The organism is Mannheimia cairinae (genome assembly GCF_028649535.1).
Taxonomy (GTDB): domain Bacteria; phylum Pseudomonadota; class Gammaproteobacteria; order Enterobacterales; family Pasteurellaceae; genus Mannheimia; species Mannheimia cairinae.
The window spans coordinates 192159-216588 of sequence record NZ_JAQSJE010000002.1; the positions used below are offsets into that span (position 1 = coordinate 192159).

Annotated in this window: 25 protein-coding genes; 12 read left to right on the forward strand and 13 right to left on the reverse strand. The window is 38.4% G+C overall.

Going from position 1 to position 24430, the window contains the following annotated elements; all coding sequences use genetic code 11:
* The 6 genes from nlpD to truD all read right to left on the reverse strand — a co-directional run bounded on the left by nlpD (position 1) and on the right by truD (position 4536).
* Positions 1 to 1281: a murein hydrolase activator NlpD gene (gene nlpD, locus PTQ27_RS03100; RefSeq protein ID WP_273749502.1), complete on the reverse strand. Its 1281-nt coding sequence runs from the start codon at positions 1279 to 1281 to the stop codon at positions 1 to 3.
* A gap of 18 nt (positions 1282 to 1299) precedes the next feature.
* A complete protein-coding gene (locus PTQ27_RS03105) occupies positions 1300 to 1494 on the reverse strand; it encodes a hypothetical protein (protein ID WP_273749501.1) in 195 nt (64 codons plus the stop codon).
* A 19-nt stretch (positions 1495 to 1513) separates the two neighbouring features.
* Positions 1514 to 1999 carry a LysM peptidoglycan-binding domain-containing protein gene (locus PTQ27_RS03110; protein WP_273749500.1) on the reverse strand — a complete coding sequence of 162 codons (486 nt, stop codon included), beginning with the start codon at positions 1997 to 1999 and terminating at the stop codon, positions 1514 to 1516.
* 17 nt (positions 2000 to 2016) lie between these two features.
* Positions 2017 to 2601, reverse strand: coding sequence for a YqaA family protein (locus tag PTQ27_RS03115; RefSeq protein WP_273749499.1), 585 nt, complete (start codon positions 2599 to 2601; stop codon positions 2017 to 2019).
* Positions 2588 to 3364 carry a 5'/3'-nucleotidase SurE gene (gene surE / locus PTQ27_RS03120; protein ID WP_273749498.1) on the reverse strand — a complete coding sequence of 259 codons (777 nt, stop codon included), beginning with the start codon at positions 3362 to 3364 and terminating at the stop codon, positions 2588 to 2590. The genes PTQ27_RS03115 and surE overlap by 14 nt, the downstream gene beginning before the upstream one ends.
* Before the next feature lie 155 nt (positions 3365 to 3519).
* Positions 3520 to 4536, reverse strand: a complete 1017-nt coding sequence (gene truD, locus PTQ27_RS03125) for a tRNA pseudouridine(13) synthase TruD (RefSeq protein ID WP_273749497.1) — start codon at positions 4534 to 4536, stop codon at positions 3520 to 3522.
* Positions 4537 to 4692: 156 nt separating this feature from the next.
* Between truD and tpiA the strand changes: the two genes are divergently transcribed.
* Positions 4693 to 5484, forward strand: a complete 792-nt coding sequence (tpiA, locus tag PTQ27_RS03130; RefSeq protein ID WP_273749496.1) for a triose-phosphate isomerase — start codon at positions 4693 to 4695, stop codon at positions 5482 to 5484.
* Positions 5485 to 5562: 78 nt separating this feature from the next.
* On the opposite strand, the gene PTQ27_RS03135 is transcribed toward tpiA, so the two are convergent.
* From PTQ27_RS03135 to PTQ27_RS03165, 7 genes are all read right to left on the reverse strand, one after another.
* Complete coding sequence (locus tag PTQ27_RS03135; RefSeq protein WP_273749495.1) at positions 5563 to 6090, reverse strand: DUF986 family protein; 528 nt, start codon at positions 6088 to 6090, stop codon at positions 5563 to 5565.
* A gap of 88 nt (positions 6091 to 6178) precedes the next feature.
* A complete protein-coding gene (locus PTQ27_RS03140) occupies positions 6179 to 7015 on the reverse strand; it encodes a PTS mannose transporter subunit IID (RefSeq protein WP_273749494.1) in 837 nt (278 codons plus the stop codon).
* Positions 7016 to 7029: 14 nt separating this feature from the next.
* Positions 7030 to 7830: a PTS mannose/fructose/sorbose transporter subunit IIC gene (locus tag PTQ27_RS03145; RefSeq protein WP_273749493.1), complete on the reverse strand. Its 801-nt coding sequence runs from the start codon at positions 7828 to 7830 to the stop codon at positions 7030 to 7032.
* 11 nt (positions 7831 to 7841) lie between these two features.
* A complete protein-coding gene (gene manX / locus PTQ27_RS03150) occupies positions 7842 to 8819 on the reverse strand; it encodes a PTS mannose transporter subunit IIAB (RefSeq protein WP_273749492.1) in 978 nt (325 codons plus the stop codon).
* 330 nt (positions 8820 to 9149) lie between these two features.
* On the reverse strand, positions 9150 to 11426 hold the full coding sequence (gshAB, locus tag PTQ27_RS03155) for a bifunctional glutamate--cysteine ligase GshA/glutathione synthetase GshB (protein ID WP_273749491.1): 2277 nt from the start codon (positions 11424 to 11426) through the stop codon (positions 9150 to 9152).
* 149 nt (positions 11427 to 11575) lie between these two features.
* Entirely contained in the window at positions 11576 to 12466 is an 891-nt protein-coding gene (gene asd, locus PTQ27_RS03160; RefSeq protein ID WP_273749490.1) for an archaetidylserine decarboxylase, read from the reverse strand.
* Positions 12467 to 12633: 167 nt separating this feature from the next.
* A complete protein-coding gene (locus PTQ27_RS03165; protein WP_273749489.1) occupies positions 12634 to 12966 on the reverse strand; it encodes a ComEA family DNA-binding protein in 333 nt (110 codons plus the stop codon).
* A 289-nt stretch (positions 12967 to 13255) separates the two neighbouring features.
* Here PTQ27_RS03165 and PTQ27_RS03170 point away from each other — a divergent pair, with 289 nt between their 5' ends.
* From PTQ27_RS03170 to secB, 11 genes are all read left to right on the forward strand, one after another.
* Complete coding sequence (locus tag PTQ27_RS03170; protein WP_273749488.1) at positions 13256 to 14527, forward strand: LysM-like peptidoglycan-binding domain-containing protein; 1272 nt, start codon at positions 13256 to 13258, stop codon at positions 14525 to 14527.
* A 65-nt stretch (positions 14528 to 14592) separates the two neighbouring features.
* The gene (locus PTQ27_RS03175) at positions 14593 to 15015 is read left to right on the forward strand and encodes an MliC family protein (RefSeq protein ID WP_273749487.1); all 423 of its coding nucleotides are present in this window, start codon (positions 14593 to 14595) and stop codon (positions 15013 to 15015) included.
* A 31-nt stretch (positions 15016 to 15046) separates the two neighbouring features.
* Positions 15047 to 16084, forward strand: a complete 1038-nt coding sequence (gene waaF / locus PTQ27_RS03180) for a lipopolysaccharide heptosyltransferase II (RefSeq protein ID WP_273749486.1) — start codon at positions 15047 to 15049, stop codon at positions 16082 to 16084.
* 63 nt (positions 16085 to 16147) lie between these two features.
* Complete coding sequence (gene rfaC, locus PTQ27_RS03185; RefSeq protein WP_273749485.1) at positions 16148 to 17107, forward strand: lipopolysaccharide heptosyltransferase RfaC; 960 nt, start codon at positions 16148 to 16150, stop codon at positions 17105 to 17107.
* Positions 17108 to 17228: 121 nt separating this feature from the next.
* Positions 17229 to 17603: a 30S ribosomal protein S12 gene (gene rpsL / locus PTQ27_RS03190; protein ID WP_005543325.1), complete on the forward strand. Its 375-nt coding sequence runs from the start codon at positions 17229 to 17231 to the stop codon at positions 17601 to 17603.
* Between the two features lie 129 nt (positions 17604 to 17732).
* Positions 17733 to 18203: a 30S ribosomal protein S7 gene (gene rpsG, locus PTQ27_RS03195; RefSeq protein ID WP_273749478.1), complete on the forward strand. Its 471-nt coding sequence runs from the start codon at positions 17733 to 17735 to the stop codon at positions 18201 to 18203.
* 97 nt (positions 18204 to 18300) lie between these two features.
* Complete coding sequence (gene fusA, locus PTQ27_RS03200) at positions 18301 to 20403, forward strand: elongation factor G (protein ID WP_273749477.1); 2103 nt, start codon at positions 18301 to 18303, stop codon at positions 20401 to 20403.
* A 59-nt stretch (positions 20404 to 20462) separates the two neighbouring features.
* Positions 20463 to 21647: an elongation factor Tu gene (tuf, locus tag PTQ27_RS03205; RefSeq protein WP_273771105.1), complete on the forward strand. Its 1185-nt coding sequence runs from the start codon at positions 20463 to 20465 to the stop codon at positions 21645 to 21647.
* Between the two features lie 272 nt (positions 21648 to 21919).
* The gene (tig, locus tag PTQ27_RS03210) at positions 21920 to 23218 is read left to right on the forward strand and encodes a trigger factor (protein ID WP_273749254.1); all 1299 of its coding nucleotides are present in this window, start codon (positions 21920 to 21922) and stop codon (positions 23216 to 23218) included.
* Positions 23219 to 23372: 154 nt separating this feature from the next.
* Positions 23373 to 23825 carry a rhodanese-like domain-containing protein gene (locus tag PTQ27_RS03215; RefSeq protein ID WP_273749255.1) on the forward strand — a complete coding sequence of 151 codons (453 nt, stop codon included), beginning with the start codon at positions 23373 to 23375 and terminating at the stop codon, positions 23823 to 23825.
* Between the two features lie 20 nt (positions 23826 to 23845).
* The gene (gene secB / locus PTQ27_RS03220) at positions 23846 to 24349 is read left to right on the forward strand and encodes a protein-export chaperone SecB (protein WP_273749256.1); all 504 of its coding nucleotides are present in this window, start codon (positions 23846 to 23848) and stop codon (positions 24347 to 24349) included.
* Positions 24350 to 24430 lie beyond the last annotated feature (81 nt).

Consider the following 24430-nt stretch of genomic DNA (forward strand, 5'->3'; position numbering starts at 1 on the left):
TTATTTTCTTGGTAAGTAACGGGCAGGATCCACAGACTTGCCTTTGTAACGAATTTCAAAGTGCAGTTTGTTGGTGTTTGTGCCAGTACTACCTAAAGTCGCAATTTTTTGACCTGCTTTTACGTTGCTTTGCTCTTTTACATTAATTGTATCGTTGTGTGCATAAGCACTTAAGAAATCATCGGTATGTTTGATGATAATTAAGTTTCCGTAACCTTGCAGAGCATTACCCGCATAAACGACTTTACCTGCAGCCGCCGCTCGAACGTCTTGACCTTTAGTTCCTGCAATATCTAAGCCTTTATTTCCACCCTCAGCAGATGAGAAGCCTGAAATTACACGACCATTAGTAGGCCACTGCCATTTGATTGCAGAAGCAGGTGCTGCAGTGGTATTGTTCACAGTTGTTGCTGTTGGCGTACCCGCTGTTGCTCGGATAGTAGAAACGGTGCGAGTTTCTGTTGGTGTTGCTGTCCCAACACTTGCAGTGACGGCCGGTGCCACTGTGCCTGCGGTTGCTTTAATCGCACTGTTTGCAACTTCAACATTTGTTTCTGCTGTTTTAGCTTTTACTGGCCCTGTAATATTACCATCAGAGGCATAAACTGTTCCATTTGCACCTTGTTGGTAGGTAATTTGAGGTTCAACCGGAACTGTTATGGTTTCTTCTACAGTAATTGTTTCTGTTGCAGATTTACCAGTTTTAATTTTTTGCCCCACATTCAGTTGGTATGGCTCGCTCATATTATTTAAGGCTGCGATCTCTTTCACATCTTTACCAACAATATAAGCAATTAAGAACATTGTATCGCCTTTGCGTACCGTGTAAGTTGAACCATCGTAGAAACCTTTTTGAATTTGGCTATACATTGGTGCATTGTTTGCATCACGTGGAATTTCAAAATTTTGATCTACTTTTTTCTCAACGGTTTTTGTTTTTTTCACCACTTTTGTTGTCGTTGTTGGCTGTGCTGGTTGCTCTGTTATCACAGGGTTTGTAACAACAGGCTGTGGAACTGCTGCTATTGGCTGTGGTGTTGAAATTGGTTGTGGCACAGTTTGTGCAGGTGCAGTTGTCATCGCCTCAGGCATTGATGTACTTTGAATATCAGATTGCCAACCACCGCTAGAATTGATGGTATTGGTGGTATTAACAGGTTGCATAATACCTGGGCTAAGCTCTGTATTGCCAGAAGCGTTTACTACTGGTGCGGGCGTATTAGAAGAACAAGCGACTAATACGGCTGAAACCAATGGTAAAAGAATAAATTGCTTTTTCATTAAATTGTAATCCTAAAATTATTTCATTGTAGCAGGCATTGATGTTGATTGAATATCAGATGGCCAACTATAACTTCCTTCACTTGCACCCGAGCCTGAAACAGGCTCCATTATTCCGGCAGGTAATGCATTAGGATCATTTTCTGCTGGTTTTTGAGGTACGCTACAAGCGGTTAAAAATATGCAAGAAATTGCAAGAAAGGTGATTTTCATTTAATAGCACCGTTTTAAATTAACGTACTCGTAGCACTTGACCCACTTTTAATGGTGCGTTTGTATTTAAACCATTTAAAGTCGCAATGTGATTTGCACTTGTCCCTGTTAAATAGCCAATCAAATAAAGGGTATCGCTTTTACCTACAGTATAAGAGCTATCTGTGTAACAACCTTTAGTGATCTGTGCATAAATTGGTGCATTGTTACCATCTCGCACAACTTGGCAATTACCTACATTCTCAACTTGAGAACCGTAGTTTGTTGCAACAGGAGCAGGCACCGCAGAAATTGGCTGAGGAGCAGGTGTTTGGTAAGCTGGCGGTGTTGCAATCGGTTGATTCATAGTGCTTGGCATTGGTGCAGTTTGAATGCTATCTGCAGCTTGCCAAGTTGCATTTGCTTCTGCCATTTCAACATTTGAAGAGCTTGATTCTCCTGAAGTATTTGAACACCCAACTAAAGCAAGTGACGCAAGTGATAAAACAAGAAGTGATTTTTTCATTTTCTAATCCTTAAAATTTATTTCATTAATGTGTAAATGATATAGGCAACAACGGCTAAAACGATTGTTCCCCAACCGATTAATTCAATAGAGCGACGAATTTTTTCCTCATATTTTTTACCGCCCCACGCAGACAGTTTTGCGACTAAAAGAAATCTCGCAAAACGTGAAATACCTGCTGTAATGATAAATGGGAAAAATGCCATTTGCATTACACCGGCACAAATAGTAAATACTTTATAGGGAATCGGTGAAAATCCAGCTAGAAAAACAACGGCAATGCCCCAAGTTTCAAACCAAGAGCGGGCTTTATCGAAGTTTGCTTGCATTCCCCAGTTACTGATAACACCTTGTACCCAATCAAATGCATAGAAGCCGATAAAATAACCAATAATACCACCAAGTACAGAAGCAATCGTTGTATAAAGTGCATACTTAAATGCATTCTGTGGTTTTGCCATTGACATTGGAATCAGCATCACATCGGGCGGAATCGGGAAGAAAATCGACTCAATAAAACTGACAAAACTTAGCCAAAATGCCGCCAAGCGATGCTTTGACCATTCCATAGTTTTGTCATAAATTTTCTCAAACAGTTTCATCAAAAATACCTTTCAAGGTTGAAATTGTTTTATGTGCAGTCATATCGACTTGAATAGGTGTTATCGACACACAATCCCGATTTAACGCATAAAAATCAGTACCATAACCTTCATCGATAGGGTTCCCCGTTACCCCAATCCAATAAACATCGGAACCACGAGGATCTTTTTGCTTAACAATTTCTGCCGCAGGAGAACGCATACCAAGGCGAGTGATCATTGTACCTTTTAATTCTGTATAAGGAATATTAGGCACATTGACATTCAAGACTTGGTTTGCAGGGAATGGCTCATTCTGCATTTTTTCTAATAAATCAAGAACCACTTGTGCCGCAGTATCAAAGTAGCATTCGCCTTCTAAAAATGAAGAGTGTTTACGGCCAACTAAAGAGACGGCAATACCTGGCTGCGGTAAATGGCGACCTTCTAGTGCGGCAGCAACAGTTCCTGAATAAACCACGTCATCGCCTAAATTCGCACCGTGATTAATACCTGAAACGACTAAATCAAACTTATCGTCAAATAAACCGTTTAAGGCTAAGTGAACGCAGTCTGCTGGCGTTCCTGCGATCACCGCATAGTTATATTGATCGAAACAATGCACTCTTAACGGGTCAACCAATGTTAAACAACTTGAGGCTGCACTGCGGTTACGATCTGGGGCGATGATGGTTACAATATGCCCTGCATCACGCAGTACTTTACTTAAAACCTGAATGCCAGGGGCGTGAAAGCCATCATCGTTACTAATTAAAATTCTCATATTTTCCTTTAGATCTAAGATCTGAATAGCGATTAAACGCAAAGTTTGTAATTCTAACAATTTTTCGACAATTTTTTTAGCCCAAATGCGTAAAAAGCGGTAAGATTTTCCCAAAATTTTGCAAATTTTAGGAATGGAGGGACTAAACCCATTCTTTATACAGTTTCTTCCGCAATTTGAATTAATTCACGCACTAGCCCTGTGGCATAACTGCCTGAATCTAAAAAGAAAGTTAAACGTAGCCCTTTCTCTTCAAACTGCCATTTAAGATTTTGCGGTTTGCATAACATTGCTCGGCGAGCATTATTCATTCGCTCTTTTTTCATTAATTCAACTAATGTTGCGTGTTGTTCAATAATCGCTTTTTCCGCAGAATTACATTCCGTTTCTAGGGATTTTTCGCCAATTAGTGGAGCCGTTAATAGCACATCACCACTTACTAGGCGAGATTGAGTTTCACTAATTTCATCTGCATTTACGCAGAAAAAACTATTTGTGCCAGCAAGTTGCACGTAATCATTTTCAATAATTTGCTGAATTGTGCCATCAGCAATACGTTGAGAGACCACTAAATTAAAAACTTCGCTACGAGCTGCGGATAAGTAAAAACTGCGTTTTTTGCGATCTTTGACTTGAATTTCACCGCTTGCCCAGCGTAGAGCTTGAGTGAGATTATGCCCATCTCGTCCGAAACGTTGTTCGGTAAAATAATTAGGAAATCCGGCCGCTTGTAGTTGGGTTAGGCGATTATTGAGATCATCACTCTCTTTTACATCACGCAATAATAATTCAAAATGATTGCCTGCTAATGAGCCGACTCGAATTTTACGGTTATGGCGAGTGACTTCTAAAATTTCGACACCTTCGCATTCAAAATTTGAAAAATCAGGAGTTTCTTTGCCGGCTAAATGTAAGCAAAACCATTGCTCTGTTACTGCGTGGCGGTCTTTTAAGCCTGCATAACTCATATTACGTTCGGAAATGCCGGCAAATTTTGCTAATTTTTCGCCGACAAAAAGAGTATTGGCATTGGTTTTACGGATTTTAACCGCTACAAATTCACCTTCGCCGGCTAAATCATAGCCTAATTCTTCACGCACGATAAAGTCTTCAAATTCTGCTTTTAAACGTCCTATTTCCGTGGGGGCTGAGTATAAATAATTTAGTTGCATAACCATCTCTAAGTTAAATAAGAATAATTTTGCAGATTATACGTGAAAGCATTCGATCTAGATCAGAAAAAGCGAAATAAAAACAACAAAAGATATTTAAAATTTGGTATAGTTCGCAACAGTTTATCTTACATTCAATTTTATAGGAGAAATCAAATGGCACGTCGTCCACTTGTAATGGGTAACTGGAAATTAAACGGTGACAAAGCATTTACAAAAACGCTAATTGCAGATTTAAAAGCAGAATTACACGATGTTAAAGGTTGTGATGTGGCAATCGCTCCGCCGGTAATGTACTTAGCACACGCAGAAGCATCACTTGCAGGTTGCGGCTGTGGTTGTGATGAAAAAGGCTTAATTGCATTAGGTGCTCAAAATGTTGATGTGAATGTAAAAGGTGCTTTCACAGGCGATATTTCACCAGAAATGTTAAAAGAGTTTGGTGCTAAATACATTATTATCGGCCACTCAGAGCGTCGTACTTACCACAAAGAAAGTGATGAGTTTATCGCTCAAAAATTCAAAACATTAAAAGATGCAGGATTAGTACCAGTGTTATGTATTGGCGAATCTGAAGCAGAAAATGAAGCGGGTAAAACGGAAGAAGTTTGTGCTCGTCAAATTGATGCAGTAATTGATGCATTAGGTGTTGAAGCCTTTAACGATGCCGTTATCGCTTACGAGCCAATTTGGGCAATCGGTACGGGTAAATCAGCCACTCCTGCACAAGCACAAGCGGTTCACGCATTTATTCGTGGCCATATTGCGAAAAAATCACAAGCGGTTGCAGATCAAGTGATTATTCAATACGGTGGCTCAGTAAACGATGCAAACGCTGCAGAGTTATTCACACAGCCAGATATCGACGGTGCATTAGTGGGCGGAGCTTCACTTAAAGCACAAGCTTTTGCAGTCATTGTTAAAGCAGCGGAAAAAGCGAAAGCGTAATTTCTTAGATTTTTTTGCAAGCGGTTATTTTTGTTTGAAATTTTGCAAATTTTAAGCCAAAAATAACCGCTTGTTGCATTATTGGCTCTTTGTATTTTGCGTATCTTTATAACTGCCAAAAAAATCAACAGCTTTTTGAATGTCCTCATCATTTGTAATATAGGCAAGCAGCCGTCTTCCACCTTGTAAGTCAATAACTAAGATTTTTTCATTGGTATTCAGTGAATTATTTTTTGTTTTTGGGTTATTTGGCGGTAGTTCGGCAATATTTACTTGATAAATATTGCTATATTTAAAATAGAGATTAGCGAAGAAAAATCCCTCTTTTTTGAATAGTAAACGAGGCGTACGTAAAAAGGCTAAATAAATTGCCAATATAATACAAGTTGCGAGCAAATAGAGGGTAAAAGGGGCCGCTTTGTTTTGTACACCATAGATAAAGCTTAAACTAATTAGCCCAAGCAATAGCCAAGTGTCTATGCCTTTTTGTTTTTTAAGGGGGATGTTTAGTTTGGTTTCGCCTTTTAGTTTATTCATAATGACTTGGTCATAAATCGCAAATAAAAAGCCGAGAAAAAGAAAAATAAGCAGGATAATATTTGTCATAATACTCAAATGTAATGTGGGCTATAAAAAAACCGCTTGTTATGTGATTCACAATACAAGCGGCTTAATTATGATAAAATTTTGCAAATTACGCTAGTGCACCTGTTGCCGCACCTAAAATACCGATTACAAAGAAACCTAAGATAATCCAGATGGCATTAACACGATTGCGTAGTAACCACATACAAGCGAATGTTAATAGCAATGGTAATAAACCTGGCATTAGGCTATCTAAAATACTTTGTACAGTAGTAATTTCAGTTGTGCCGTCTTGTTTTTGAATGGTAGAAAGCACAAGCGGAACATTGATACTTGTCCATTTTTGGACTAAAGCCCCCATAATAAATAAACCTAAGATCGATGCACCTTCAGTTAATTTTTGGAGTAAGCCACCGCTCATATCTTGTACAACATCTAAACCTTTTTTATAGCCATACACAACACCATAATAACGGCTAGCTAAACGCACAAGGTTAAATAATACGAAGAAGAGGATAGGACCTAAAAGATTTCCATTTAGGGCTAATCCGGCACCAAGTGCTGCAAATACTGGGCGAACAGTTCCCCAGAAAATTGGGTCACCTACACCTGCTAATGGCCCCATTAAACCGACTTTAATACCATTAATTGCTGCATCGTCAATTTCTTTACCGTTTGCACGCTCTTCTTCCATCGCAATAGTTACACCTAAAATGGGTGCCCCAACGAATGGTTGTGTATTGAAGAATTCAGAATGGCGTTTAATTGCAGCTTTACGACCTGGGTCATTCGGATCTGGATATAAACGTTTAATAACAGGAACCATTGCATAAGCAAAGCCAAGAGCCTGCATACGTTCGAAGTTCCACGAACCTTGGAATAAGTTTGAACGACGTACAACGGCATTCAAATCACTTTTTGTTACTTTTTTGATTTCAGTTGTCATTTTAAATGCCCTCATTAGTCTAAACGGTTATCTAAATCATTTTTTGGTGCTGCAGCGACTACAACTTGTTGGCTTTTGTTATATTTAGGGTGCATATGGATGTAAACCATTGCAATGATTGTGCCTAATACACCAAGTGCTACAAGGTTGAAATCGGTAAAACCTGCAATCACAAAACCTGCGAAGAAAAATGGCATTAAATGGCCTGCACGCATCATATTGATAACCATTGCATAACCGACAACGGCAATAAATCCACCTGCAATTTTAAGACCTGTTGTGACTACTTCTGGAATAGCATTTAGCATTGTTTGCACGGCATCTGTTCCTGCAGTTAAAGCAACAATTAATGCTGGAATTGCAATACGCATTGCTTGTAGTAATAAAGCACCACGATGTAGCCAGTCTAAGCGGTTTAAGTTACCGTCTTCAATAGATTTATCTGCAGCGTGTTGGAAACCAACGGTAATTGCTCGCACAATATAGGTTAATACCTGACCTGCAGCTGCAAGTGGAATCGCAATCGCGATACCAGTTGAAATATCTTGACGACCAACAATAACTAAAATAGTTGATACGATAGAAGCAAGTGCCGCGTCAGGAGCTACAGCCGCACCGATGTTCATCCAGCCTAAAGCTAATAATTCTAGTGAACCGCCAACAATAACACCTGTTGTGACATCACCTAAAACTAAGCCAATCATTGTACAAGCAATAAGTGGGCGGTGTGTTTGCCATTCATCAAGAATTGAGCCCATACCTGAAATACAGGCAACGAGAAATAAAAGTACAATTTGTAATACTGAGATTTCCATATTTCTTTCCTTTAGATTAAGTTGTGTTTTTTCAATAAATCCATCATATATTGACGGCTATCGCTTGAGACTTTGCGAACTTCTAATTCAACGCCTTTTGCATCAATCCCTTTAAAAGCATCAATATCTTTTTGATCGACTGCAACTGCGTGGCTCACCATTTGTTTGCCTTCTTTATGAGAGATACCACCAATATTAATACTATTTAGTGGCACACCACCTTCAATAAGCTCTAAAACATCAGTAGGATTAGTAAAGAGTAACATTACTCTGTCATCTGCATATTCAGGGTTGTTATAAACTCGAATCATCTTAGGAACATCAACCACGTGAGCAGTTACGCCTAATGGTGCAACACTCTTTAACATTGTTGAACGAACGCTATCTTTTGCGACACCTTCATTTACGACAATAATGCGATTTACTTTGCTTTCTTTTGTCCAAACTGTTGCTACCTGACCGTGAATTAAACGATCATCAATACGAGCAAGTACGATAGTCATTCTACGACCATCATCGACAATTTCTGGCTGCTGAGTCGTCGCTACTTCTTGTGTTGGTGCTGATGTTGCAACTTCAGCTACTTCAATTTGATGATTAAGAGAACGAATACCTGTAGAACCAGCCTCTAGTGCAACTTCAACTAATTCTTGTAACGACTCAACATCATCACGAGCCATACAGGTATTGACCAACATAGGAATATTTACCCCTGCAACGACATCCATTCCTGTTTTACCATCTTGGAATCGGTTTGCGGCATTAAATGGGCTGCCTCCCCACATATCAACAAGAAATAGCACTTGATCACAGTGAGATAATGGACCTTCAACAAGTGCCTGATATTTCCCCATAATTGTTTCGGCATTTTCACCGGGAACAAAATCGATATAAGCAACATCTTCTTGTTCCCCTATCAACATCTCAGTGGTTTTGAGAAGTTGTTCTGCAGCAATACCGTGGGTTGCTATGATAATAGCAATACTCATACTTTACTCCTTTAGAGGTATTTTGAATTTATTCTAGAGCGGATTTTATTATGATAATTATTTTAAACAATAAATTAATTATAAAACTGTGATCTAAATCACAAATAATTTAATATTTTGTCTTAAATACAACAAAATAGATGTTATTTTACAACGTTTTATTAACACATCTGCTAGTGGTAGAGTGAAAAAGAAAGCCTTCTTCATTTGGAGGTGAATTTATTGTGTGAGAAGTGGGGAAAATGGAAATAATTATGCTTGAATAAGGTATGTAGGACTTGCTGATTTTTATTTATAACATCAACAAGTCCATAGCTTAAAGAGAAGCTATCAGTTAGTTATTTCAGGAAATAACATATTAATTACTGCTTTGGTTAAACGGCGAGATTTTCCTTGATATGGGAAAATATGCATCATCATCATTGGGTTGAAATTTGCTTCAATCACACCCCAGGAGTTGAGCGTTGGTTCAGCAGGTTGGTTAAGATCTTGAATAATAAGATCTACACCACATACTTTTGCTCCCATTGCGTGAGCAATGCCAACAGCAAGCTGTTTGTAGCTTTCGTGCATTTGGTCGGTCATATCAATAGAATCACCACCTGTACTGATGTTAGAATTTGCACGTAACTGAACTAGCTGATCTTTTGCTGGGACAGAATTTATGCTCAAACCTTGCTCTTTGAGTTGTAGTTGTTCAATTTCCCCTAAAGCGATTTTTTTCAATGGTGTGCGAGATCCATCGCCACGTAGAGGGTGATCGTTTTTACGTTCCACTAACTCTTTTACTGTGCTGATACCATCACCAATTACATTTGCAGGCACTCGCAATAACACCGCAAGAGTTTTATTACCTAGTACAAAGAAACGATATTCCGTACCAACTAAGTAATCTTCAACCATTACCTCTTTATCTTCACGGAAAGCAATTTCAATCGCTTTTGCAAAATCTTCTCGATTATTGACCCCTTGCTGGAAAATGGTAATGCCTAAGCCATAGTTAGTTGATTTAGGTTTAATCACCACCGCTTTGCCTTCAAATAATGGATAATGAGCGACAGCTTCTTCAAGGCGAGTAAACTCCACACTTTTTGGCACATTAAATCCTGCTTTTGCTAGCACTTTTTTGGTAACGACTTTGTTTTCCATAATCAATGGCGAAATATATTGATCGTGGCTGGTCATATTGCCATTTTTCACATATTCCAAATGATCGCCAAATTTAAGGGCTAGGAATTGATCGTTTTCATCTAACAATTCAATTTTAATACCTTGCTGGATCAAATCAAAGAATAGTGCTTGGGTAGAAAGCTCCATATTATCAAACGCAGAAAGAGCATAAAAACGCTCAAAGGCTTGAGCTTTATAATCTTGTGCAAGTTTCGCACCTAATGCTTTATAGCTACCAAATTCCTCAATAGCTTGAATTAAACGTCCATTTAAGGTTTGTGTAGGGTCGGTAAGTTGAGTCAGTTTTTCTTGTACAACATCTTTTAGTTCTTGTGATGCACCCAATTCTTCAAGCATTGTTAAAAGATGATTTAAAATTGTTTCACCCTCGGCTTGGAAAGCAGTTTCGGTTCTTGGATCTTCTAATGCGACTTGATAGAGTTTTTGTTTGCCAATTTCGACCTCTTTTTGACCGCTTGTTTCCTCAAGCCATAGCATTCCTAGCAAGAATGTATGAATAAATTTTGCATCTTTTAATTCAATACCGTACGGAGCAAAAGGGTTTAAATCGAATAGACGAAATTCCGCATATTGAATGCCTTTTTCTAATAGATCTCGAGCTTTTTTGCCACCACGCAAGCGAACGTTAGAATAGAACTCTTTCTCTGCAATTAATCTCCCTTGTGCAACGTGTTCCTCAAGGCTTGCTACATAGCTTTCTAAACTATCGTGATTCACAATAACATCGTCTGAATTGACATAACCATAAGGGCTGGAACGTAAACTACGCACTAATTGCCCCTCTGCAAGCGGTTGTTTTTTGCCAAAATATTGCGATTCCACTGTTGGTGTGGCGGCAAGTAAGTAGAGTAAAATCCATTGATAACGCAAAAAGTTATTCGCTAACTTCATATAAAGTGCGTTTTGGAAGGATTTTAGCTCGTGATATTCATTTTGCAGAGCAAAGGCTTTTTCGATAAATTCAGGTGAAAGTTGGAAATTATAGTGTATTCCACTTACCATTTGCTTATATTTGCCATATTGAGCGGAGAGATGTTTACGATATTGCACATCATCAGGGTTATCAAATTGGGCTTCTTGAATTTGCCCCTCAGGCGGAAGACCTGCTGGCATACTAAGTGGGAAGAGATACTCCTCTTCAGGTAATGAGCGTAATACTACTTCGTGAATCGCAGATAACCAACGGAAGCTATCTTCTAATTTTGTGTTAGGCGGAGTGATAAGTTCTAATTGGCTTTCGGCAAAATCGGTTTGAATATAAGGGTGGTATGAGCGATTACCAAACACAACTGGGTGAGGAGTAGTAACAATATTGCCATTAATATCAACACGTTGGCTCTCTTTTTCTAAGCCAAAATTCCCTTGTTGAAATAGCAATCCTAAATGATTTTCTCGGATAAGTTGTTGTAATTTCATTATCTATCCTTTTGAATGGATTAAATACACTAAAACAATAACACAAATAAAAGGCTGAGTGAAATTGTAAACTTTAGTTTGTTGGAATGAGGTAGATGATTTAGTTATAAAAAAATCTGCACCCTGTAAGTGCAGATTTATAATAAAGATTAAATAAGTTTTCCTAACTCTTCACCCATTCTGGTTTTGTTGCCAGCAGTTAATTCTGGCGATAAAAACACCTTATCTTTCGGGAATAGGTTAATCACCGTTGAACCTAAACGGAAAGCCCCCATTTCTTCACCTTTTTGTAATTTAATTGCTTTTTCGCCTTCAGTTTCATAATTCCAAACCACAACTTCCTTAGAGCGAGGTGGATTAATAACACCAGCCCAAACTGTACTCATACTTGCGGTGACTGTTGCACCAACTAAAATTTGTACCATAGGCCCGAATTCTGTTTCAAATTCACAGATAACACGTTCATTGCGGGCAAATAAATTGGGTACGTGTTCTGCTAAAAATGGGTTTACGGAAAATAGCTCGCCAGGTACATAAATCATTTTGCGTAAGGTCGCATCACAAGGCATATGCACTCGGTGATAATCTGTTGGCGATAAATAAGTGGTAATAAAACTACCGTCTTGGAATTTTTCTGCCATTTCCTGGTCGTTGGCAAGCAAGGTTTCTAATGTGAAAAAATGCCCTTTCGCTTGCAATAAACGATTAGCTGAAATTTTGCCTGATTCACTCACTTTACCATCAGCTGGTAAGCAAAGGGTATTTTGTTCTTGATTAATTGGACGAGCATTTTCTTTTAGTTCGCGAATAAAAAATTCATTAAAGCTTGCGTAATCAGATGGTTCTGTTTTTGCTGCTTCATCAAGATTCACTTTATATTGTTTTGCAAATAATTTAATAATGAAATGAGTTACCGCTCCCCATTTTTGTTCTGCTAACCATCCTGCTGCACGTGTGATAGCAAGTTGTGGTAATAGGTAGTGCAGAGCGATTTTTACTCGTTGTAAGTAAGTTGGAGTAGGGTATGATTTTAATTGCATTGTAATGTCCTTTGTTAATTAAAAACGTGATCTTGTTTCTAAATGAGGGCGAAGTATAGCAAATACAATGCAAAATACATAAAAATAAATGGTAAAGATGTTGAAGTGGCGACAAAGAAAAAACAGATAGAGCCTTTGTCGTTTTACCACCTCAACAAATTCTGGCTTTATTCTAAAATAAGATTATTTCGATTTTTTTCTAAAATAGCTTGCCCAATACCTGAAACCTCAGCAAGTTGTTCGATACTTGTGAAATTTCCGTTTTTGGCTCGGTAGTCCACTATGGACTGAGCTTTCTTTTCTCCTATTCCTACGAGTTTATCTTGTAACTCAGCTGCACTGGCGGTATTAATATTTACTTTGTTTGATGGCACACTTATTTGTGCAGTAACTTGTGGTGCAACGGTTGTTGGTTCTGGTGTAACTTGAGCTTGTTCTGCAAACACATAAGTGCTTAAACCTAATAATAGTGATAGAGAAAGAGTTTTTAATGGTTTCATAATATTTCCTTGTATGAATGAACGGTGAGGGCAGAGTAAAGTTGAATGAATTGTGCTGCAATAAGCAAAAATTAGTTTTTCGATGCAGATCGAAAAAATAGAAAAAGAACAAACTTATTGCCTTGAGTTTTGTCTGAAAATGAGTGAAATTAATGAAATTTGTCAAAAATTAAGAAAAAATGACCGCTATTTGCGTAAATTTATTTAAATCCAAGTGATGAATTGTTAGAAATGTTTTAAAATAACCGCAACTTTTGTATTAATTAACCCTCTACTTTTTGGAATTAAAATGACTCAAAATAATTTTCGTAAAGAACCTGTTTTTGGTGATGCTTCAACTACAGAAGAAAATGTATCAACTAATACAACACAACCAGAAGCAAATAATGAAAAGGCACATATGTCTTTACATTCAACACAATCTCCAGGATACACATTTACCCCAATGATGGAACAATCAGATAAAACAACTGAAACTGCTACAACAGAACCTGTTGAATCAGCAAAAGGATTTCAATTTACACCTAGTGCAGAGGCCGCTACATCGGCAAATATTGTTAGTTCAGATGAGTTAGTTTCATCTGCAACTAAAGATGAGGCGAACGTAAATGAAACTGTAGAGGTTGTTGCCTCAGAACCGACGGTTAATCAGGGTTTTACAACTGAGCGTGTGATCCCAAATAATATTGCGGCAGGCGTTGCGGCTACTGCCACAGCAGCTACTTTAAGTGTAAACGAAGCAATTAAATCTAAAATGCCACCTAAAACTCGTCGTTTATTATTAGTTGCTCTTATTGCATTAGCATTATTAGTCGTTTTCTTTTTATTAAAACCAAAAACACCAGAAACAGTAGAAGAATTGCAATCTCAGCAAGGAAGTAGCTTACCGATTGAATTCCGCCCTGTAGATGAGGAAGAAGCAAAACGTGCAGAAGAACAAGCACGTGCGGAACAAGAAGCAGCAAAAGAGTTACAACAGCAACAAGAAGCTAAAATTAATCAACAAGCTCAGCAAGGACCAGTGCAAGCAGAAAATCAAGCTGGACAAGAGAGTGTGAATCAAGCTTCGGCTAGCGTAGAAGCAAATACGGCGAAACCATCTGCTAATCAAGTAGCCGTGCAACCTGTGACTAAACCCCAAACACAAGGTAGTGTAGTTTATCAGCCTGAAGTAGCTACTGCGAAGCCTCAGCCTCAACCAAAAGTAGAGCGAGTAACACCTCAAAGAGAAACAGCTAAAGTAGCAACAAAACCAGTACAAGAAAAAGCACCAGCAAGAACAGAAAGTGCGAGAGCAACTTCTACAGCAGCTAGTGCAACAACTGCGACAAAAACAATGACTGTGCCGAAAGGTGTCTCATTAATGCAAGTATTCCGTGATAATAATTTAAATATCGCAGATGTGAATGCAATGAGTAAAGTCAATAATATTGTAAGTAATTTAAAAGTGGGTGAGCGTATTACTGTTCGTTTAGATAAGAATAATCGAGTGGTTGAAATGAGTATCGGCTCAGGCGGAACCTTCACTCGCCAAGCAAATGGTAACTATACTTTTAAATAAAGATAAATTACTAAAGAGCAATGCCTAAACGTTGCTCTTTTTTAAAATTTAAAAGGAGAATACAGATGGATTTATTTCTCAAACAATATAAACCTATATATTTACTATCTGCAATAGTATGCATCAGTGCTTGTACTCCAAGAGTTACACCGGTTGATCAAATTCAACAAATACAAAAAGCAAATAAAGATAAAGAAGTTACTCAGTTTGTAACTAAGCGTGTAGAGCATACATCAGAGATTACTTTATATCGTTGTAATAACGGTAAAAAGGTTGAAGTGGAACGGCAGAAAAAGTCTCCTGCAGGTAAAAAAGAAACGGTCATAGTAAGTTTTCAAGGCACTTCACACCAGCTTTCTTCCGCAGTCACTAAAGATGGTAGAAAATATACCAATATACGTTGGACTTGGCACGAAATGCGTAATGGAAAGGCATTTTTGTCAAATAATACCAAAAAAACATTGGCAGCAAATTGCGTGAAGCAATAGCAAGCGGTTTAAAATTTTGAGAATTTTGTAAATGAATATTTTAGTTATTGGGCCATCTTGGGTTGGGGATATGATGATGTCACACGCATTATATCAACAATTAAAGGTGCAATATCCAAATTGCCAAATTGATGTAATGGCGCCAGATTGGTGCCGCCCGTTACTTGCCCGTATGCCTGAAGTACGAAATGCAATTTCAATGCCTATCGGACACGGAGCTTTTCGACTTGGCGAGCGTTATCAGTTAGGAAAATCGTTACGCAACCAATATGATATGGCGATTGTATTACCAAATTCACTTAAATCTGCTTTTATTCCACTATTTGCAAAAATTGCTAAACGACGTGGTTGGAAAGGTGAAAGTCGCTACTTTTTCTTAAATGATCTGCGTAGCAATAAAAATGATTACCCAATGATGGTACAACGCTATGTGGCACTCGCTTTTGAACAAGGGGCTATTCCATCAGCAAAAAATTTGCCGATTGCTTACCCTTATTTAGCCACACAACTTCAAGAAATTGAACAAACGAAAGCAAAATTTGAAAAGCAATTAAGCTATGCAGAAAACCGCCCAGCAATCGGCTTTTGCCCAGGTGCAGAGTTTGGTCCTGCTAAGCGTTGGCCACATTATCATTATGCAACGCTTGCTAAAATGCTGATAGAGCAAGGTTACTCCGTGCGTTTGTTTGGCTCGAAAAAAGATGAAGAGGCTGGTGAGCAAATTCGTCTTTCTTTACCAGAGGAATTGCAACGTTATTGCTTAAATCTTGCAGGGCAAACCGATTTAAACCAAGCGGTTGATTTAATTGCAGATTGTAAAGCCGTTGTAAGTAATGATTCTGGCTTAATGCATATAGCCGCAGCATTAAACAAGCCCCTAGTGGCTTTATATGGGCCAACAAGCCCACAATATACCCCACCATTATCTAATAAAGCCGTGATTATTCGCCTAATTGAAGGTGGATTAATCAAGATCCGCAAAGGCGATGGAGCAGATGGCTATCATCAAAGCTTGATTGATATTCAGCCTGAAATGGTAATGGAAAAACTTAACGAGTTATTAGCCTAATAATACAAGCGGTTAGATTTTGCAAAAATTAGCGAAAACTGACCGCTTGTTTGTTCTCAAAATATGAAGATTCTTATCGTAAAAACCTCCTCAATGGGTGATGTGTTACACACCCTGCCAGCCTTAACTGATATGCAAAATGCCATTCCTGATCTCGAAGTTGATTGGGTGGTGGAAGAAAATTTTGCGGAAATTCCAACTTGGCATTCTGCGGTTAATCAAGTGATTCCTGTTGCGATTCGTCGTTGGCGGAAAAATTTATGTAAACGTCAGACTTGGGTTGAGTGGCAGAATTTTCTACAAAGCTTAAAAAACAAAGAGTACGATGCGGTTATTGATGCTCAAGGGCTCCTCAAAAGTGCTGTTTTAGTGACACGGCAAGCGAAAGGTAAAAAATTTGGCTACGATAAAAATTCAGCTAGAGAGGGATTAAGTAGCTTGTTTTATAATGAAACTTTCGATATTCCTTACCAACAACACGCAGTGGAACGTATTCGTAAATTATGTGCGAAATCTTTGAGATATGTATTATCTAATGCCCAAGGCGAATATGGGATTGCTCATCATTTTGCAAAAGATCAGCAAAAAAAAACCGCTTACATTATGCTAATTCACGCCACAACACGAGCGGATAAACACTGGAAAGAGAGTTATTGGGCGGAAGTAATTCAATCTCTAGCTAAAGAAAATATTGAAGTTAGGCTTCCTTGGGGGACGCAAAGTGAAAAAGAGAGGGCTGAACGTCTAGCCAAAGCAGCAGCTAATGTTGTCGTGTTACCTAAAATGAATTTAACGCAAGTAGCCGAGCAAATTCAGGGGGCGAAAGCAGTCGTATCTGTAGATACAGGATTAAGTCATTTAACGGCTGCATTAGATAAGCCAAATATTATTTTATATGGTGCAACAGATCCCGGACTAATAGGTGCTTATGGTAAACAACAATACTATTTGTCTGCAGAGAGTATGGATAATATTTTACCAACTCAGGTATTACAGAAATTATTTGAGGTGATCAATAAATAATCGCTTGTCATTTGGGCTAATGCTTGACTTTTATTCGTCTTCAATTTAGAATTTGTCGTCCTTTCGAGTGAAAGGATATTTTTTAATTTTATTTTTAATAATTTTAACTGGAGCTTTTTTAATGGCAACTATCAACCAATTAGTACGCAAACCGCGTGTGAAAAAGGTTGTAAAAAGCAACGTTCCTGCATTAGAGGCTTGCCCGCAGAAACGTGGCGTGTGTACTCGTGTATACACTACTACACCTAAAAAACCGAACTCAGCATTACGTAAAGTATGTCGTATTCGTTTAACAAATGGCTTTGAAGTAACTTCATACATCGGTGGTGAAGGTCATAACCTTCAAGAACACAGTGTTGTATTAATCCGTGGCGGTCGTGTTAAAGACTTACCGGGTGTTCGTTACCATACTGTACGTGGTGCACTTGACTGTGCAGGCGTTAAAGATCGTAAACAAGGTCGTTCTAAATACGGCGTTAAACGTCCTAAAGCTTAATGGTTCTCCGTTGAGTAAGGCCAAACGTCTAAATTTTAATATTTAAACCATAAACTCCAGTCAATATGCCTTAGGCAGATTAGATGAGTTTTGGATATCCTGAAGATTTAATATACGGAGAAATTTCCAATGCCACGTCGTCGTAGTATTGAACCACGCAAAATTCTTCCAGATCCGAAGTTCGGTTCAGAATTACTTGCAAAATTTATTAACGTGTTAATGGTAGATGGTAAAAAATCTACTGCAGAAAAAATCGTTTACGGTGCATTAGATGCTTTAGCACAACGTTCTGGTAAAGAAGCGTTAGAAGCATTCGAAATCGCATTAGATAACGTACGTCCAACAGTTGAGGTTAAATCTCGTCGTGTTGGTGGTTCTACTTACCAAGTACCAGTAGAAGTTCGCCCAACTCGTCGTAATGCATTAGCAATGCGTTGGATTGTAGAAGCAGCTCGCAAACGTGGTGACAAATCAATGGCATTACGTTTAGCTAACGAATTATCAGATGCAGCAGACAACAAAGGCTCAGCAGTGAAAAAACGTGAAGATGTTCACCGTATGGCTGAAGCTAACAAAGCGTTTGCTCACTTCCGTTGGTAATCGTTTAAGTAAGCTTATTCAAGGCTTCATCTCAATTTGTGGTGAAGCCTTACCCTTATAAAGAATTTCAATTTAAACCCAAAAAGGTAATAATTAAATGGCTCGTACAACCCCTATTGAAAGATACCGTAATATTGGTATCAGTGCGCATATCGACGCGGGTAAAACAACGACCTCTGAACGTATCCTTTTCTATACAGGTGTTAGTCACAAGTTAGGTGAAGTTCACGATGGTGCGGCAACAATGGACTGGATGGAACAGGAGCAAGAACGTGGTATTACAATCACTTCTGCTGCAACAACTGCATTCTGGTCAGGTATGTCAAAACAGTACCCACAACACCGTATTAACGTTATCGATACTCCGGGACACGTGGACTTTACTATCGAAGTAGAACGTTCAATGCGTGTTCTTGATGGTGCGGTAATGGTTTACTGTGCAGTAGGTGGTGTTCAACCACAATCTGAAACTGTATGGCGTCAAGCTAACAAATATAAAGTACCACGTATTGCGTTCGTAAACAAAATGGACCGTACTGGTGCTAACTTCCTACGTGTTGTTGATCAAATCAAAACTCGTTTAGGTGGCAACTCAGTAGCATTACAACTTCCTATCGGTGCAGAAGATAGCTTCAAAGGTGTAGTTGATTTAATCAAAATGAAAGCAATCAACTGGAATGAAGCAGATCAAGGTATGAGCTTCACTTATGAAGATATCCCTGCTGATATGTTAGATGCTTGTGAAGAGCGTCGTGCATTATTAGTTGAAGCTGCAGCTGAAGCTTCTGAAGAATTAATGGAAAAATTCTTCTCAGGTGAAGAATTAACAGAAGAAGAAATCAAAGGTGCATTACGTCAGCGTGTATTAGCAGGTGAAGTAATTCCTGTATGTTGTGGTTCTGCATTCAAAAACAAAGGTGTCCAAGCAATGCTTGACGCAGTAATTGATTACTTACCAGCACCAACAGATATCCCAGCAATCAAAGGTATTAACGAAGACGAAACTGAAGGTGAGCGTCACGCAAACGATGATGAGCCATTCTCAGCTCTTGCATTTAAAATTGCAACTGACCCATTCGTTGGTAACTTAACATTCTTCCGTGTGTATTCAGGTGTTATCAATTCTGGTGATACAGTTTATAACTCTGTAAAACAAAAACGTGAACGTTTTGGTCGTATCGTACAGATGCACGCAAACAAACGTGAAGAGATCAAAGAAGTTCGTGCGGGCGATATCGCTGCAGCAATCGGCCTAAAAGATGTTGGTACAGGTGATACATTATGTGCATTAGATGCACCAATCATTCTTGAGCGTATGGAATTCCCAGAGCCAGTAATCTCTGTTGCGGTAGAACCAAAAACTAAAGCTGACCAAGAGAAAATGGGCTTAGCATTAGGTCGTTTAGCACAAGAAGACCCTTCATTCCGTGTTCACACAGATGAAGAATCTGGCGAAACAATCATCTCTGGTATGGGTGAGTTACACTTAGATATCATCGTTGACCGTATGAAACGTGAGTTCAAAGTAGAAGCTAACATCGGTAAACCGCAAGTATCTTACCGTGAAACTATCCGTACAACAGTTAAAGATGTTGAAGGTAAACACGCAAAACAATCTGGTGGTCGTGGTCAATATGGTCACGTTGTTATCGACTTATACCCATTAGACCCAGAAGGTCCTGGTTACGAGTTCGTTAATGAAATCAAAGGTGGTGTAATCCCTGGTGAATATATCCCTGCGGTTGATAAAGGTATCCAAGAACAGCTTAAATCTGGTCCGTTAGCAGGTTACCCTGTAGTAGACTTAGGTGTACGTTTACACTTCGGTTCATACCACGATGTTGACTCATCAGAATTGGCATTTAAACTTGCTGCGTCAATCGCATTTAAATCTGCGTTTGGTAAAGCAAACCCAGTTCTTTTAGAGCCTATTATGAAAGTTGAAGTGGAAACTCCACCAGACTACGTGGGTGACGTAATCGGTGACTTAAGCCGTCGTCGTGCAATGGTAAATGGCCAAGAAGCGAACGAGTTCGTTGTTAAAATCAATGCTGAAGTTCCACTTTCAGAGATGTTTGGTTATGCAACAGACTTACGTTCACAAACTCAAGGTCGTGCATCATACTCAATGGAACCTTTAAAATATGCTGAAGCACCGAAAAATGTTGCTGATGCTATTATTGAAGCTCGTAGAAAATAATATGTTTAACCTGAGCCATAGCAATAGGGTTGTGGCTCATTTTTTAGGAAGATATTAAAGTGTCTAAAGAAAAATTTGAACGTACAAAACCCCACGTAAACGTGGGTACAATCGGTCACGTTGACCATGGTAAAACAACTTTAACAGCAGCAATTACAACTGTATTAGCAAAACACTACGGTGGTGCTGCTCGTGCATTCGACCAAATCGATAATGCACCAGAAGAAAAAGCGCGTGGTATTACTATCAATACTTCACACGTTGAATATGATACTCCAACTCGTCACTACGCACACGTTGACTGCCCAGGACACGCGGACTATGTTAAAAACATGATCACAGGTGCGGCACAAATGGACGGTGCTATCTTAGTAGTAGCAGCAACAGATGGTCCAATGCCACAAACTCGTGAGCACATCTTATTAGGTCGCCAAGTAGGTGTTCCTTACATTATCGTATTCTTAAACAAATGCGATATGGTAGATGACGAAGAATTATTAGAATTAGTAGAAATGGAAGTTCGTGAACTTCTATCTCAATACGACTTCCCAGGTGATGATACACCAATCGTACGTGGTTCAGCGTTACAAGCGTTAAACGGCGTAGCAGAGTGGGAAGAAAAAATCATTGAATTAGCAGGTCACTTAGACTCTTACATTCCAGAGCCAGAGCGTGCGATTGATAAACCATTCTTATTACCAATCGAAGACGTATTCTCAATTTCAGGTCGTGGTACAGTAGTAACAGGTCGTGTTGAGCGTGGTATCATCCGTACTGGTGATGAAGTTGAAATCGTAGGTATCAAAGAAACGACGAAAACAACAGTAACTGGTGTAGAGATGTTCCGTAAATTATTAGACGAAGGTCGTGCGGGTGAAAACGTTGGTGCATTATTACGTGGTACAAAACGTGAAGAAATCGAACGTGGTCAAGTATTAGCGAAACCAGGTTCAATCACACCACACACAGACTTTGAATCAGAAGTTTACGTATTATCAAAAGAAGAAGGTGGTCGTCACACTCCATTCTTCAAAGGTTACCGTCCACAGTTCTACTTCCGTACAACAGACGTAACAGGTACAATCGAGTTACCAGAAGGCGTTGAAATGGTAATGCCAGGCGATAACATCAAAATGACAGTAAGCTTAATTCACCCAATCGCAATGGACGAAGGTTTACGTTTTGCGATTCGTGAAGGTGGTCGTACAGTAGGTGCTGGTGTTGTTGCTAAAATCATCAAATAATAGAACTACTTAGTTTATATTTGATAGCAATCAGCTATAGAAAAAGAGATCTACCGAAAGGTGTATCTCTTTTTTATTGCAAAATTTTAGATAAAAAAGACCGCTTATTAGAGTATAAATTAAATGAATTTTTTATTTATTTACAAATTGAAGTGTTTTTCCTTTATTTTCTAATCATTACAACGAGTTTCTTCTCGACAGCATACTGATAGAACGATACAATAGCCGTCTATTTATGTATCTTTTTTATATCCCTAAACTGAGGTTTAAGAATGTCATTTTCAATCGAAACACTAGAAGGCTTACAACGCCGTGTAACAATTAATGTACCAGCTGATAAAATTGAAGCAGCATACAAAGAACAATTAAAAGGCTATGCGAAAAATGCACGTGTAGATGGTTTCCGTAAAGGTAAAGTTCCACACTCAATTATTGAACAACGCTTTGGTATTGCAGCTCGTCAAGATGTATTATCTGAAGAAATGCAACGTGCATTTTTTGAAGCAGTAATTGCTGAAAAAATCAATTTAGCAGGTCGTCCAACATTTACACCAAATGACTATCAACCAGGTCAAGAATTTAGCTTCTCTGCAACATTTGAAGTATTCCCAGAAGTTGAATTAAAAGGGTTAGAAAATATCGAAGTTGAAAAACCAGTTGTTGAAATTACAGACGCTGATTTAGATAAAATGGTTGATGTATTACGCAAACAACAAGCAACTTGGAAAGAAAGTGCAGATGCAGCTAAAGCAGAAGATCGTGTAACTATTGACTTCGTTGGTTCAGTAGATGGTGAAGAGTTTGAAGGCGGTAAAGCATCAGACTTCGTATTATTTATGGGCCAAGGCCGTATGATTCCTGGTTTTGAAGATGGTATCGTAGGCCACAAAGCTGGTGAACAATTTGATATTGATGTGACATTCCCAGAAGAATATCACGCAGAAAACTTAAAAGGTAAAGCGGCTAAATTTGCGATTACCTTGAAAAAAGTAGAAGAGATGGAATTACCAGAATTAACAGAAGAGTTTGTTAAAAAATTCGGTAATGCAAAATCAGTAGAAGATTTACGTGCAGAAATTAAGAAAAATATGCAACGTGAGCTTAAAAATGCATTAACTTCTCGTGTTAAAGCTCAAGTAATCAATGGCTTAATTGCTCAAAATGATGTTGAAGTACCATCTGCAGCAGTTGCTGAAGAAGTGAATGTATTACGTCAACAAGCAGTTCAACGTTTTGGTGGTAAACCAGATATGGCTGCACAATTACCAGCAGAATTATTTGAAGCTGAAGCAAAACGTCGTGTACAAGTTGGTTTATTACTTTCTTCAGTAATCGGTTCAAACGAATTAAAAGTTGATGAGAAACGTGTTGAAGATATGATTGCAGATATTGCATCAGCATACGAACAACCAGCTGAAGTGGTCGCTCACTACGCTAAAAACCAACAACTAACTGAAAATATCCGTAATGTGGTATTAGAAGAACAAGCGGTTGATGCGGTATTAGCAAAAGCAAAAGTGACTGAAAAAACAATGTCATTTGACGAAGTAATGGCACAACAAGCACAATAATTTCCTTAGTTTAAGGTGGGCGAAGCTCACCTTTTATTACGCTTGCAAGCGGTGATTTTTTAGTAAGAATTTACGCCTGATAAATATCTCATTTATGCAAAATTTTCATTAAAAATAACCGCTTATTTATTTTTAAATTTAAGGGAATTTAGCTATGGAACAACTTACTTTTGCCCAGCAATTACAAATATTTGTATCAAATCACACAATTATGGTGTTTGCTTGGGTAGCTTTGTTTGGAGCGGTCATTTTTAGCTTCTATAAAGCAGCGACAATGAAGTACAAAATTGTAGATAATGCACAAGCTACACAATTAATTAATAAAGAAGAAGGGGTAGTGGTAGATTTACGCTCGGATGATGAATTCCGTGCAGGTCATATTATTGAGAGTGTACACGCATTACCTTCAGATTTAAAAACTGCTAAGACACAGCAGATCGATAAATATAAAGATCGCCCTATTATTTTAGTTGATGCTAATGGTCTTATTTCAGGTGGTGTTGCAGCGGCAATTACGAAACAAGGTTTTAGCAAAGTATATGTGTTAAAAGAAGGCATTGCGGGTTGGCGTGCAGGTAGCTTGCCGACGGTAAAAAAACATAAATAATTATCTATTAAGGAAATTTTATGTCAGAAGAAAACCAAGTTGCTTCAACAGAAGAACAAACTCAAGCACCTTTTGAGCTTCAAATTCAACGTATTTATGTCAAAGATGTTTCTTTTGAAGCTCCAAACTTACCAACTATTTTTCATCAAGAATGGAAACCACAATTAGGTTTTGAACTTGATACGGAAACAAAAGAGTTAGGTGAAGATTTATACGAAGTTACTTTACATATTACGGTGCAAACTACTTTAGAAGATAGTAATGATGTTGCTTTTATTTGTGAAGTTAAGCAAGCTGGCGTCTTTACTATTAAAGGTCTAGAGGGCATTCAACTAGCTCATTGCCTAGCATCTCAATGCCCTAATGTACTTTATCCTTATGCAAGAGAGCTAATTTCAAGCTTGGTAAATCGTGGTACATTCCCAGCATTAAATCTTTCTCCAGTGAATTTTGATGCGTTGTTTGTGGATTATTTACAACGTCAAGAACAAGAAACTGAGAATGAGCCTGTTTTAGCGAACTAAGCATTTTCAATAAAAATAGGTATGCATTGCATACCTATTTTTTTATAAGCGGTCGAATTTTATTATTTTTTGCAATTTTAG